General features: G+C 62.7%; 12 protein-coding genes. 5 read left to right on the top strand and 7 right to left on the bottom strand.

What is annotated here, in order from left to right:
* Positions 1 to 6 precede the first annotated feature (6 nt).
* From JET14_RS10885 to JET14_RS10865, 5 genes are all read right to left on the bottom strand, one after another.
* Entirely contained in the window at positions 7 to 729 is a 723-nt protein-coding gene (locus tag JET14_RS10885; protein ID WP_200333477.1) for an alanyl-tRNA editing protein, read from the bottom strand.
* A 111-nt stretch (positions 730 to 840) separates the two neighbouring features.
* Positions 841 to 1,872, bottom strand: coding sequence for a cysteine synthase A (locus tag JET14_RS10880; RefSeq protein WP_200333476.1), 1,032 nt, complete (start codon positions 1,870 to 1,872; stop codon positions 841 to 843).
* A 99-nt stretch (positions 1,873 to 1,971) separates the two neighbouring features.
* The gene (locus JET14_RS10875) at positions 1,972 to 3,402 is read right to left on the bottom strand and encodes a cryptochrome/photolyase family protein (RefSeq protein ID WP_200333475.1); all 1,431 of its coding nucleotides are present in this window, start codon (positions 3,400 to 3,402) and stop codon (positions 1,972 to 1,974) included.
* Between the two features lie 85 nt (positions 3,403 to 3,487).
* Positions 3,488 to 4,111, bottom strand: a complete 624-nt coding sequence (locus tag JET14_RS10870; protein ID WP_200333474.1) for a DAK2 domain-containing protein — start codon at positions 4,109 to 4,111, stop codon at positions 3,488 to 3,490.
* Positions 4,112 to 4,308: 197 nt separating this feature from the next.
* The gene (locus JET14_RS10865; RefSeq protein ID WP_200333473.1) at positions 4,309 to 5,625 is read right to left on the bottom strand and encodes a L,D-transpeptidase family protein; all 1,317 of its coding nucleotides are present in this window, start codon (positions 5,623 to 5,625) and stop codon (positions 4,309 to 4,311) included.
* Positions 5,626 to 5,757: 132 nt separating this feature from the next.
* Here JET14_RS10865 and JET14_RS10860 point away from each other — a divergent pair, with 132 nt between their 5' ends.
* The 4 genes from JET14_RS10860 (at position 5,758) to JET14_RS10845 (ending at position 8,224) form a co-directional block, all read left to right on the top strand.
* Positions 5,758 to 6,594 (top strand): DUF4432 family protein, encoded by an 837-nt coding sequence (locus JET14_RS10860; RefSeq protein WP_200333472.1) that lies wholly within the window; start codon positions 5,758 to 5,760, stop codon positions 6,592 to 6,594.
* A gap of 65 nt (positions 6,595 to 6,659) precedes the next feature.
* Positions 6,660 to 6,998 (top strand): TIGR01244 family sulfur transferase, encoded by a 339-nt coding sequence (locus JET14_RS10855; RefSeq protein WP_200333470.1) that lies wholly within the window; start codon positions 6,660 to 6,662, stop codon positions 6,996 to 6,998.
* A gap of 36 nt (positions 6,999 to 7,034) precedes the next feature.
* Positions 7,035 to 7,379 carry a RidA family protein gene (locus JET14_RS10850; RefSeq protein WP_200333469.1) on the top strand — a complete coding sequence of 115 codons (345 nt, stop codon included), beginning with the start codon at positions 7,035 to 7,037 and terminating at the stop codon, positions 7,377 to 7,379.
* 128 nt (positions 7,380 to 7,507) lie between these two features.
* Complete coding sequence (locus tag JET14_RS10845; protein ID WP_200333468.1) at positions 7,508 to 8,224, top strand: ribonuclease T2 family protein; 717 nt, start codon at positions 7,508 to 7,510, stop codon at positions 8,222 to 8,224.
* Positions 8,225 to 8,229: 5 nt separating this feature from the next.
* On the opposite strand, the gene JET14_RS10840 is transcribed toward JET14_RS10845, so the two are convergent.
* Entirely contained in the window at positions 8,230 to 8,556 is a 327-nt protein-coding gene (locus JET14_RS10840) for a BON domain-containing protein (RefSeq protein ID WP_200333467.1), read from the bottom strand.
* Between the two features lie 201 nt (positions 8,557 to 8,757).
* Here JET14_RS10840 and ettA point away from each other — a divergent pair, with 201 nt between their 5' ends.
* Positions 8,758 to 10,407: an energy-dependent translational throttle protein EttA gene (ettA, locus tag JET14_RS10835; protein ID WP_200333466.1), complete on the top strand. Its 1,650-nt coding sequence runs from the start codon at positions 8,758 to 8,760 to the stop codon at positions 10,405 to 10,407.
* 285 nt (positions 10,408 to 10,692) lie between these two features.
* Here the strand turns inward: ettA and JET14_RS10830 are convergent, their stop codons facing one another.
* Positions 10,693 to 12,756 carry a lytic transglycosylase domain-containing protein gene (locus tag JET14_RS10830; protein WP_200333465.1) on the bottom strand — a complete coding sequence of 688 codons (2,064 nt, stop codon included), beginning with the start codon at positions 12,754 to 12,756 and terminating at the stop codon, positions 10,693 to 10,695.
* Positions 12,757 to 12,907 lie beyond the last annotated feature (151 nt).

Genomic DNA, 12,907 nt, shown 5'->3' with positions numbered 1-12,907 from the left:
ATGGGCTCACGCGCCGAAGCGGATGCGGAAGCGACGGTTCTCGCGGCCCTTCTTTTCGATCTTGCCGATGTGGATGGCGCCGACCTCTCCCGTCGAGGCCACATGGGTACCGCCGCAGGGCTGGCTGTCAACCGACGAACCCTCGCCGATGCACACAAGCGAAATCCGTCCCATGCCCATGGGCGGGCGGACATTCTTCGATTTGACGATTTCGGGACTGGCGACAAGCTCTTCGTCGCTGATCCACTGCACGTAGACCGGATGATTCTCATCGACGAGCCTCATCATCGCTTCGGTCACCGCCTGCTTGTCGACGGTCTCGCTCATGTCGAAATCGACGCGCGATTCGTCCTCGCCGACGGCTGCGCCGGTGATCGGAAAGGGACAGACGACCGAGAGAAGGTGACAGGCGGTGTGCATGCGCATCAGCTTCAACCGGCGCGGCCAGTCGATCGCAAGCGACAGGTTTTCGCCGGGGGATGGCGGGGCTTCGCCTTCCGCGGGAACATGGAGGATGACGTCCTTGCCGTCGCCGTTGCGGGTCACGTCGAGGCGAAGCGTCGAACCGTCGGCACGAACGGCCGTGCCCGTATCGCCCGGCTGGCCACCGGAGGTTGCGTAGAAACAGGTCCGGTCGGTTTCGAACGTACCGTCCTCATGCACCGTCGTGACCACCGCATCGCACCGTTGAAGGTAGAAATCGTCGCGGAAGAGGGCATCAACAGGCATGGGTCACTTTCTGGAGCGCTTCCGCTTTCACCGGATTGCGAAAGCGCTCTACCTCTTTGTTTTAGCGCGTTTCCGGACGGAAAACCGGTATCCGTTTTTCCCGGAAACGCTCTATTCGAACGGTACGGCGATCTCCGTTTGCGCCGTCAGCCATTCCGGCACGGGCAGGCCCTTTTCCTTGAGGAAGGAAGGGTTGTAGAGCTTCGACTGGTACCGGTTACCATAGTCACAGAGCACGGTGACGATGGTGTGGCCGGGGCCGAGCTCGCGCGCAAGCCGGATGGCGCCGGCTATATTGATGCCCGATGAACCGCCAAGGCACAAGCCCTCATGGGCGACCAGATCGAATATCAGCGGCAGGGCCTCGCTGTCGGCGATGCGGAAGGCGAAGTCGGGCGCAAAGCCCTCGAGATTGGCGGTGATGCGGCCCTGGCCGATGCCCTCGGTGATGGAGCCGCCCTCGCTCTTCAGTTCGCCATTCGTGTAATATTCGAAAAGCGCGGCGCCCTCGGGGTCGGCAATGCCGATCTTGATATCCCTGTTCTTCGCCTTCAGCCCCATGGCGGTGCCGGCAAGCGTGCCGCCCGAGCCGACGGCGCAGATGAACCCGTCGATCTTGCCGTCCGTATCGCGCCAGATCTCCTCCGCCGTCGTCTCGATATGGGCATTGCGGTTGGCGGTATTGTCAAACTGGTTGGCCCAGATTGCGCCGTTCGGCTCGCTCTTCGCCAACTGCTCGGCGAGACGGCCGGAAAGCTTCACGTAGTTGTTCGGGTCGCGATAGGGTTTCGCCGGCACCTCGACGAGCTTCGCGCCGAGGAGGCGCAGCGCGTCCTTCTTCTCCTCGGCCTGGGTTTCGGGAATAACGATCACAGTCTTGTAGCCGAGCGCGTTGGCGACCATGGCAAAGCCGATGCCGGTATTGCCGGCCGTTCCTTCGACAATGGTGCCGCCGGGCGCGATCAGGCCCCGCCGCTCGGCATCGCGGATGATATAGAGCGCAGCGCGGTCCTTGACCGACTGGCCGGGGTTCAAAAACTCGGCCTTGCCGTAGATGGCGCAGCCCGTCGCCTCCGAAGCCGCCTTCAGCTTGACCAGCGGCGTGTTGCCGATGAGATCGATGACCGTGTTGTGTGTCGTCATGGTCGTAAAATCCTTGATGTTTGGCCTGCTATGGACCGGACGGGCGGGCCCTGCCAAGGAAAACCATTGCGCGATTGTCCGTGTCGGCGCAAACTGATTTCAGTCCTTGATCTTTTCGAAGGCCGCAAGCGCGCGTTTGCGGGCCGCCTTGTGATCGACGATCGGCTCCGGATAGGTCTCGCCGAGCGTGACGCCGGCTTCCTCCAGTACGGCTTTCGGCGCATCGAAGGGCGCGTGGATGTGTTTTGCCGGCAATGCCGCAAGCTCCGGCACGTACCGGCGGACATAGGCGCCGTCGGGATCGAATTTCTCGCCCTGCAGCACCGGATTGAAAATACGGAAGAAGGGCGAGGCATCCGCGCCGGAGCCGGCCACCCACTGCCAGTTGGCCGGATTGGAAGCGGGATCGGCATCGACCAGCGTGTCGCGGAACCATTCTTCCCCCTTGCGCCAGTCGATCATCAGGTCCTTGACCAGGAAGGAGGCGGCGATCATCCGCACCCGGTTGTGCATCGTGCCTTCGCGCCAGAGCTGGCGCAGGCCGGCATCGACGATCGGATAGCCGGTCTCGCCCTTCCTCCAGGCCGCAAGGGCGTTGTCGTCCTCGACCCATTCAAAGCCGTCGAAGCGGTCGTTCCAGTTCTTGGTCGCGAGCGCGGGGGCGTGGAACAGAAGGTGGTGGCAGAAATCCCGCCAGACCAGTTCCTGCAGGAATTTCTTCCTGTTTTCCGCCGAGAGATTTTTGGCGCTGTCGATCCGATGCCAGATGGTCGCCGGCGAAATCTCGCCGAGCGCCAGATGCGGAGAGAGCATGGAGGTCGCCTCGATATCCGGCCGGTCGCGCGAAGCGGCATAGTGTTCGGCGATTTCGTCAATGAAGCGCTCCAACCTGTCGCGGGCCCCGGCTTCCCCCGGCGTCCAGAGCGCATCGAAGTCTGCCGCCCAGTCGGGCTTTCCGGGATAAAGTCCCCAGTCGGAGAGTTTCTCGCTTTCCGGCATCGTCTTCGCTGCCGTCAGTTTTTCCGGCGCGTCGAGCGGATCCGGCACGCTAGATTCTGCGGAAAATGCCTTCCAGAAGGGCGTATAGACCTTGTAGGGCCCGCCAGACTTGGTCTTGAATTTCGAGGGTTCATGCAGAATGTGGCCGGCAAAGCTTTCGACGTGAAGACCCGCATCCTTGAGTTTCTTCTTCAGCGCCGTGTCGGTCTCGATGCCGTCCGGCGTATAGCGCCGGTTCCAGAAGACGGATTGCGCGCCGGTTTCCGCGATCAGCGCGAAGATGACGTCTGCCGGATCGCCGCTTTTCAGGATCAGCCTGGAGCCGCTCTTCTCGTAAGCTTCTGCAAGGCGGGCGAGCGAGCGTTCCAGCCACCAGGCCTGCGCGCCGCCAAGCGCGCCGGCGCTGTCGTCTTCGCGGATGAAGACCGGGATAACCGGCCGCGCGTCTTCGCAGGCAGCAAGAAGCGCGCGATTGTCGGTGAGGCGGAGGTCCTTGCGGATCCAGTAGATGGCAGGTGTCTTGTCTGGCATGGCGTCCCGTCACGGCGATGAATGGCCATGATGTAGGGCCGGCGTCGCGCGAGAAAAGACCCGAAGCTTTTGATCGTGTCCGGCGTCAGTCCTGCAGGGCGTAGCGAATCGAACGGATGATAAGCACGGCAGAGGCGCAGCCCGGGTCCATCACCCTGTCCGGGTGGGCAAAGGGCAGGGGGTCTGGCCTCAGCGGATCCGGATCAGCGCCAGCAAGCGCTGCGTCGGCGGCCTCCGTCAGACAGGCGCCGAGGTCGCCGCCATTGTTTCTTGCCGAAAGATAGGCCGAGAGGGCCGGCTGCCAGGCATCGACCATGTTCTTGTGCGGTGCATTCGCCTGACCATGCGCGATGATCCCGTTCGCCATTGCCTCGAAGGCGCGGTCGAACTCCGCCTCGGTGATCACATGCCGGCCTGGAAGCGTGCTGCCCGCGCGGCGGAAAGCTGAGGCGTAAAGCCGGGCCGAGGCCGAATCGATGGTCAGGAAGGTTTCCGCCGCCATGTCGAACACGCGCGCCGGCGTGACGGAGGAGGGGTCGAGTGCCGCAAGTTGCTGTTCCATCGCCGTGAAGGCGGCTGCCATGACCTCGCCATGGTCGCCGTCCCCGGCCACCGCGTCGAGCCGGCTCAGCCAGTGGCTGTTGCACGACACAGCCGCCGCGATTTCGGAAAACATGCCTATGATCTCGAAGGAGGTAATATCGTTCATGTCCGGAACCAGCCGCTAAATCTGACCGCCGCTGCAGCGGAAGCCGCAATGAGTTTTGAAATATCGGAATTTGCTAAACTATAGGTCCGAACATAAACGAAGATTTCGCATTTGCGAAGACGGGGCGCGCCTGTTTTTGTAAACGGTCAACGTCACCCCGGCTGAATGGCGGCGGCGGTCGTTCGTTTGAGGACGGCTCAGTCGATGAACTCGACCGTGACGCCCGGGCTGACCATGCCGGCCAGTTCCTGCGCGTCCCAGTTTGTCAAGCGCACGCAACCGTGGCTGGAGGTCTTGCCGATCCTGTCGGGGTCGGGCGTGCCGTGGATGCCGTAGCTCGGCTTCGACAGCGCGATCCAGACATTGCCGACCGGCCCGTTCGGACCCGGATTGATGGTCAGAACCCGGTCATTGTCGCCCTGCTTGAAGTTCTTTTTCGGGTCATAGGTATAGTTCGGATCGATCGCGATCCGCTCGACGGTGACGGTGCCGGAGGGCGAGGGCGTGTCGTTGGAGCCGATGGTGGCCGGATAAGCGGCGACGAGCCCGCCCTCCGCATCATAGGCGAACAGCTGCTTGCGGCCCTTGTCGGCGATGATGCGGGCTACGGCGCCCTTCTGCTTTCCGCCGGGGGTGACCACCTTGATGACGGTGCCCGGTCGGGAGAAATCGGCATCGGGGTTGAGCGTCTTGAGGAGAGCTTCATCCATATGGAATTTCTCGGCCAGCATCTCGGAAACAGAAGTATAGGAAAGCGCGGGTAGTTGCGCCTTCTCGCCATAGTCCGAGGGGATGCTCGCGACATAGGGGCCGGCCGCGTCTTCGGCGGTGATCGTATAGGTCCGCACCGGCAGGCCGCCCTCCAGCGACAGCGATTGCAGGATGGTCTCCTTGTCGGCCTCCGGGTCGATCGCGCGACCGCTCTTCTCGGCATAGGCCTCAAGCGCCTTGCGGACATTGTCGCCCATCAGCCCGTCGATAACGCCGGGCGATGTGCCGTTGCGGTCGAGAAACACCTGAAGCGCGACAACATTCATGTCGGCCTTCGCGCTGCTCGTTCTCGCGGCTGGGCGCTCCCCCGAGGTATCGGGATTGGCCGGCGCCGGGATCGCGGGCGCCTGGGGGAAAGCTGCACGCGGGCCGTCATTCCAGCGCGGCGGCGGCGTTTCGGCGAAGCGGTCGTCGTTCTGCCGCCAGTCCCTGCGGCCCCAGCCGTTGGCCGCCGGGGCCGGCGCGCCGCCATAGCTGTCGCGAATAGCGCGGTAATCGCCGGCAGACATCTCGGTTGCAACCAGATTGCCGTTTCGATCAAGCAGGATCGGCCGTCCCCGGCCGTCCCGCCCCATCACCACGCTTCCATATTCGGGGATGTAGTCGAGCAGGCTTCCGTCCGGCGCGACAAGGAAGATCTGCCGCCCGTTCTTGTAGAGCGGTTCATGCGCATGGGCGGCGGTTGCCGGCAGGGCGAGCGCGGCGATCATCAAGGGAATAGTGTAAAACGTCGCTTTTTTCATGGTCTCGATGCATTTTGTCGCTGTTATTGGCGCGGTGTTTCGCCTAGCGTGGCCTCTGCCTATTCAGGCGCTTGTCAGGTGAACGCTCGCTGAACGCGCTTGTTTCCGTTATCTCGAGACTTGGTTAAAAAGATGATCGAATTTGCCGCCGGTAACGGTCCCCGCGTCTTTCTTGATCCCACCTCCGTCATGGATATCGCCGGCTGTGTCGTCGCCGGCATCGACATCGCGCCGAAGCGGGCGATTCCCGATGACGGCGATGCCCGGATCGATCATTCGCTCGAAGGCTTTCTGTTCACCTGCGGTCCGGACCATATCCGTCATCCCGAACCGGTGGAGGGGGACGAGGGCCGTTTCTTTCCGCTGCATGGCTCCGCCTCAGGCAACGCGGCGGCGGTGAAATCGTTGGAGATCAGCGATATGGGCGCGGAATGCGTCTGCCATATCCCGGTCGCTACCGCCAATGGCGGCGAGATGCTAATCGAGCGTCAGTGGACGCTGAACGGGACCTCAGGCGTTCTGGAACTCACCGACGTCGTGATCAACAAGTCGGATCGCCCGCTGCCGGCGATGATGATGTATCATATCAATTTCGGAGCCAGGCACCTCGATGACGGCGTGCGGCTGGAGAGCCGCTCGCTGCCGGAAAAATCGCTGCCCTGGCGCTTCGGCGAGGGTGACCACGGCATTTTCTGCGTGCCGGCGGTCGCCGGCGAAGACGGCTGGTCGGCGACGCGTTTCGGCCCGATCGCCGCCCTTGGCGGGTTGTCGTTCCATCTCGAGGTGGATACGGCGACGCTGCCTTTCCTGCAGGTCTGGCGTAACCAGGAAGCGCCGGCCCATATCGTCGGCATCGAGCCTGCCTCGCATCGCTGGACCAGCCGGCGGAAACTGGCGGAGGAGGGCGCCCTGGCGCCGCTTTCGCCGGACGAATCCCGGACGTTTCGCCTGCGCATCCGTTTCTCTTGAGCCCTACGCCCTTGCATTGATGCGCTTTTGTCTTAATTTCCTGACAAAACGCAAGGAGTGCCGGAATGAATATCCGTCCGATCGATGATTTTTATGCCGTAAGCGAGCAGATCACCCCGGAAGACGTCGCCGAGATCAAGGCGGCCGGCTACAGGTCCATCGTCTGCCACAGGCCCGACGAGGAGGAGCCCGGCCAACCCGCCTTTGCTGAGGTCGCGGCTGCCGCCGAGAAGGAAGGCCTTTACGTCGCCCATGTGCCGGTCGGCGGCATGGGACTGACCCCGGACGCGGTGACCGGCATGGTCGACGCGCTGGATGATCTCGAAAAGCCGGTGCTCGGCTATTGCCGGTCCGGTGCCCGCTCCACCCGCATCTACGAAGAGGCGAAGCGGTTCCGCGGCTGACGACAGTTTACAAACAACTTTGGAAAGATCGCATAAATGACTGTAAAACGTATCGAAACTGGCCCTTTGATGACCGGCGCCGTGGTTCATGGCAACACCGTCTATCTGTCCGGCCAGACCGGTTCGGGCGCGACCGTGACTGAGCAGGCGAAGGATTGCCTTGCCAAGGTTGACCGGCTGCTTGCCGCCGCCGGCAGCGACAAGTCGAAGCTTCTGCAGACGCTGATCTACCTGAAGGACATGGGCGATTTCGCCGAGATGAACGCCGTGTGGAAGGACTGGATCGATCCGGAAAACCCGCCGGCGCGCGCCACCAGCCAGGCCGAACTCGCCAAGCCCGAGATTCTCGTCGAGTTTACCGTGACGGCGGCGCTCGACTGATCCGCGACGCCGTTTGGACTGGAATGGCCTGGCGCTCAACCAGGCCATTTTCCCGCGACTTGTATTAAAAACTCTGCAGCCGGCAGGTATCCTGCGTCGGTTTCAACTTTGGGTGATCGGGGGGAGAAATGAAAATCAAGGCAGCTTTGATCGGAATATCGATGATGGCGACTGCGGCGATGCCGGCGATGGCGCGGGAAACCGTGGCGATCCTGGCCGTTAGCTGGCAGCCGGCCTTCTGCGAAGGCCATCAGGACAAGCCCGAGTGCCAGAGCCAGACGGAAAGCCGCTTTGATGCCGGTCATTTCGCGCTGCATGGGCTCTGGCCGCTCGGCGAGAACTATTGCGGCGTTGCGGCGGATGTCCGCGCCGAAGATGAAAACGGGAATTGGAACGCCTTGCCGGCGCTGTCGCTGAGCGATGACCTTCGTCAAACGCTGGAGAAGGTCATGCCGGGGACACAATCCAATCTACAGCGCCACGAATGGATAAAGCACGGCGCGTGCACCAGATTCACGCCGGGAAACTACTTCCAGACGTCTGTGGACCTGCTTGAGCAATTGAACGGTTCGGAGGTCGCCAGGCTGTTTCAGTCGAATATCGGCAGGGAACTCTCGGCCGACGAGATTGCCAAGGCGTTTGATAGCGCATTCGGGCGCGGTGCCAAGGATCGCATCAAGATCAGCTGCGTTACTGATGGAGATCGCCAGTTGATAGACGAGATCACGATAGGTCTATCCGACAAGTATGCGCCGGGGACGTCTCTGGAAGATTTGATACAGGGCGCCGGCAGGACTGCGATCGGATGCGACGGCGGGATCGTCGACCCCGCCGGTCTGCAATAGTTTCGTCAGAGCGTGCGTGTCTGGGCGCGGGCGTCGGCTTCCTTGCCCTTGCTCTGGATCGAGTGCTCGCGCGCTCTCAGCGCGTTCCTGACGCGGCTGATGCCCTCGACGCCAAGTGCGATATTGCCGGCAGTGGCGATCTCCTCGCGCAGGTAGACGTCGCCGGTCAGCCGTGCCTCGTCGCCTTCGACGGCAACCTGCACCTCGGTCGCGTCCACAAGGCCGGAGGCAGCCAGCTCGGTGGCGATTGCGTCTTCCTTTTGGGCGCTGTCCTTCCACTCCCCGGTGTTTTCAACCGGTTTACCGAAGAAAGCTGCTTTCTTCTGCACCATCGTCGCGTCCTTCCTCTTCTCGTTTTCGCGTAAGAACAAAACGTATGACGGCGGCGATTGTTCAATTCGTGACCTGAGCAAGGCCTCCATGGGGCATGGACAAATCGGTCAATTCTCTCAAGGCGCATTGTTAATGAGGCGCGTTTCGCCTAAATAGCGGCCCGAGAACCCGAAGAATCTCAAATCAGGATCACGCGGCATATGGCACGTCAGTTCATCTATCACATGGCAGGCCTCAACAAGGCCTATGGCAACAAGAAGGTTCTGGAGAACATTCACCTGTCCTTCTATCCGGATGCCAAGATCGGCATTCTGGGCCCGAACGGCGCCGGTAAGTCGACGGTTCTGCGCATCATGGCCGGCCTCGACAAGGAGTATACCGGCGAGGCCTGGGTGGCGGACGGCGCGACCGTTGGCTACCTGCCGCAGGAGCCGGAGCTTGATGCGGAAAAGACGGTGCTGGAAAACGCCATGGAAGGCGTTGCCGAGAAACAGGCCGTCCTCGACCGCTACAACGAACTGATGATGAACTATTCCGACGAGACGGCCGACGAGGCCGCCAAGCTGCAGGATGTCATCGACAGCCAGAACCTCTGGGACCTTGAAAGCCAGGTCGAAATGGCCATGGACGCGCTGCGCTGCCCGCCGGGCGACGCCAATGTCGTCAACCTCTCCGGCGGCGAGAAACGCCGCGTGGCGCTCTGCCGCCTGCTGCTGTCGCAGCCCGACCTCCTGCTCCTCGACGAGCCGACCAACCATCTCGACGCCGAGACCATCGCCTGGCTGGAAAAGCATCTGCGCGAATATCCGGGCGCCGTCCTGATGATCACCCATGACCGCTACTTCCTCGACAATGTCACCGGCTGGATCCTCGAACTCGACCGCGGCCGCGGCATTCCCTATGAGGGCAACTACACCGCCTACCTGCAGGCCAAGGCCAAGCGCATGGCCCAGGAGGGCCGCGAGGATGCCGCCCGCCAGAAGGCGATTTCGCGCGAGCAGGAATGGATTTCCTCCAATCCCAAGGCCCGCCAGACCAAGTCGAAAGCCCGTATCCGCGCCTATGACGATCTCGTCAAGTCGGCGGCCGATCGCCGTCCGGGCGACGCCCAGATCGTCATCCCGATGGGCGAGCGTCTCGGCCAGGTTGTCATCGAGGCCGAGGGGCTTTCCAAGGGTTATGGCGACCGCCTGCTGATCGACGATCTGTCCTTCAAGCTGCCGCCCGGCGGCATTGTCGGCATTATCGGCCCGAACGGCGCCGGCAAATCGACGCTGTTCCGCATGATCACCGGCCAGGAAACGCCGGACGCCGGCGAAATCCGCGTCGGCGAGACGGTCGATCTCGGCTATGTCGACCAGAGCCGCGATACGCTCGACGGCAGCAAGACGGTCTGGGAAGAGATTTCCGGCGGCAATGACGTGATCAAGCTCGGCAGCCACGAGGTCAACAGCCGCGCCTATTGTGGCTCGTTCAACTTCAAGGGCGGCGACCAGCAGCAGAAGGTCGGCACGCTTTCAGGCGGCCAGCGCAACCGCGTGCACCTTGCCAAGATGCTGAAATCCGGTTCCAACGTGCTGCTCCTCGACGAGCCCACCAACGACCTCGACACCGAGACGCTGGCGGCGCTGGAAGACGCGCTGGAAAACTTCGCCGGCTGCGCCGTGGTCATCAGCCACGACCGCATGTTCCTCGACCGCCTCGCCACCCACATCCTCGCCTTCGAGGGCGACAGCCATGTGGAATGGTTCGAGGGCAACTTCGCCGACTATGAAGCCGACAAGATCAGAAGGCTCGGCCCGGACAGCGTCAACCCGAAGCGGGTGACGTACAAGCGGCTGACGCGGTAACCGAGGCCGGAACAAACAGGTGGCGGGCCTCAGGCTCGCCGCTGGTTTATTGAAACAACGCTCACCCGCTGTGAGGCTGGCCCGAGCTTTCATCGCCACTGCCTTGACCAGCGTGACGTGTTTGCGGGGCTGAGCGCAACGTTCGCGGGACGACTGCCTCAAAGGCCTTGAAATGCCGCCTGGATCCTCGGGTCAAGCCCGAGGATCCAGGCCCCAAGGCACGTCATTTCTGCGGCTGGTCTGGCGAATGGTCACCCAACAGCCAAGCCTTCATCCGCAAAGACCTCACGTCCGCCCGTAGATCAAATCCCGTGCGATGTCCGTCGGTTGGCCGAGGCGGGCCTTGTAGATTTCGTAGTTCTCCATGATGCGTTGAACGTAGTTGCGCGTTTCCGGATAGGGGATCGATTCGATCCAGTCGATGACGAAATCGAGGTTCTTGCCGCGCGGGTCGCCGAAGCGTTCGATCCATTGCGGCACGCGCGCGGGGCCGGCATTGTAGGCGACGAAGGTGAGGATGTAGGAACCGTCGAAACGGTCGATCTGCTCGCCGAGATAATGGGCGCCGAGCGTCGCGTTATAGGCGGGATCGGTCGTCAGGCGGCTTGCGGAATAGGCAAGGCCGTGACGGCTTGCCACGCGCTGGGCCGTCGTCGGCAGAAGCTGCAGCAGGCCGCGCGCATCGGCAGGTGAAACGGCGCCCGGATTGAAGGCGCTTTCCTGACGCGCGATCGCATAGGCAAGCGCCATGCCGGAGCCGGAAATATTGGCATCCGTCGGAATGACGCCGATGGGGAAGGCAAGCGCCGCCACATCGATCCCGCGCCCGTAGGCAATCTTGCCGATCTGCAGCGAAAGCGAGTGGGTGCGGTCCTGCTCGGCCTGATAGGCGAGGATCGCCAGTTCGCCGGGACTGGTCAGTTCGTCGGCAAGTGCAAGGTAAAGCCGGTCGGCGCGCCAGCCGTGGCCGACCGATTGCAGCCGGTTGATGGCCTGCACGGCGGGGTTCTTCTGGAAACTGGCGCGGTCGGCCGGCGTCGGGCTCGGATAGTCGACGTCAAACTGCGTCTGGCCGAGCTTCTGCAGGGCAAGCTGGCCGTAGAAGGTTGTCGGGTACTGTCCGGCGCGGCGATAGAAATCGCGCGCATTGCCCGGCCCTCCGGCTTCGGCCGCGCGGCCCTGCCAGTAATAGGAGCGTGCGGCCGAGATCGGCGTCGGCGAAATCTCGACGATCTTGGCGAAATGACCGGCGGCGGTGCGACCGTCATTGAGGCCGCGCAGCGCGATCCAGCCGGCGTGGAAGGCCTCGTCCAGCTGGTCCAGACGCCCGTCGGGCATGGCCGCTGCTACGATCTGGTAGGCCTGGCGCGGATTGCCCTCCTCATAGAAGTGGCGGCCGACAATGCGGCTTTCATCCCACCACTGGTCCGGGTTGACGAGCGCCGCCTGGTTGCGCGGCATCTTCTTCAGCAGTGCGGCGGCCGTGTCGAAACGGTTGTTCTGCCGGGCATTGCGGATCTGGATATAGAGAAAGCCCGGATCGCTGCGCCAGGAGGAATGGACGGCGTTGATCAGGCTGTCGGCATTGGACTGGCGGCGGATCACGGCCGCCCAGGCATTGTAGAAGGACTGCGCGTTGCCGTATTCGGAGAAGCGCTTGGCCTGCGTCGCGCGGTCGCGGTAGAGCAGGTAGATCATGCGGTTCTTGTGATCCTCCTGCGAAAGGATCGAACCGAAGGCGTTGATGAACTGGTTTTCCGTCGCCGTGTCGAGCGCCCACCCGCTCCAGGCGCGGTTGACGATGTCATGCGCCTTCTGGCGCTGGCCGCTCGCGAGCAGGGCTTTGCCGAGCAGCAGCGTGCCTTCCGACGTCTCCGGCAGGGAATTGCCGAAGGCGGCGATGACGGCGCTGGGGGAAGGGTTCTCATCGGCGAAGGCGCGCTCGGAATGGGCCCTCAAGGCAGAAAGTCCGGGCCATCCCTTCAGTTCCTGCTGCGCCTCGGCGATCTCGGAGGAGGGGACGCCCTTGTCGCCTGAAAGCGCGATCGCCCAGCTGAGGATCTGGTGGTCGAGCGAGTTTTCGGGAAGACGGTTGCGGTCGCGCAGAGCGGTCGAGACGTCGGATTCCTTCAGCGCGTCGAGTCCGTGCTTCAGGATCGAGCTTGAGGCGGGGTTCGCCACGGGCTGGGTGATTGCGCCGGTGATCTCCATGGAGGGTGTTCCGGCCAAGCCATCGGGTCTGGCATAGGGAATGGGGGCGACGGAGGGAAACTCCTGCGCGGCGGCAAGCGCAAAGTCGGTCACGGCCACGGAAGCGGCGAGCGAGAGCATCAACAGGGTTTTCTTCATTCGAGCGTCCCGGGAACGAATTCAACAGCGCCTGAAACTATCGGTCTCCTCGGTTAAAATCGGCTTAACCCTGACGAATTTCAAGGGCTGCGGAAGACCCCTCCAATGCCGAACGCAATGCTTGCAGTGCCCCATGTCCGGCATTATGGTG

It is taken from the genome of Martelella lutilitoris, from assembly GCF_016598595.1.
Lineage (GTDB): Bacteria > Pseudomonadota > Alphaproteobacteria > Rhizobiales > Rhizobiaceae > Martelella > Martelella lutilitoris_A.
This window is presented reverse-complemented; position numbering and strand designations above follow the sequence as displayed.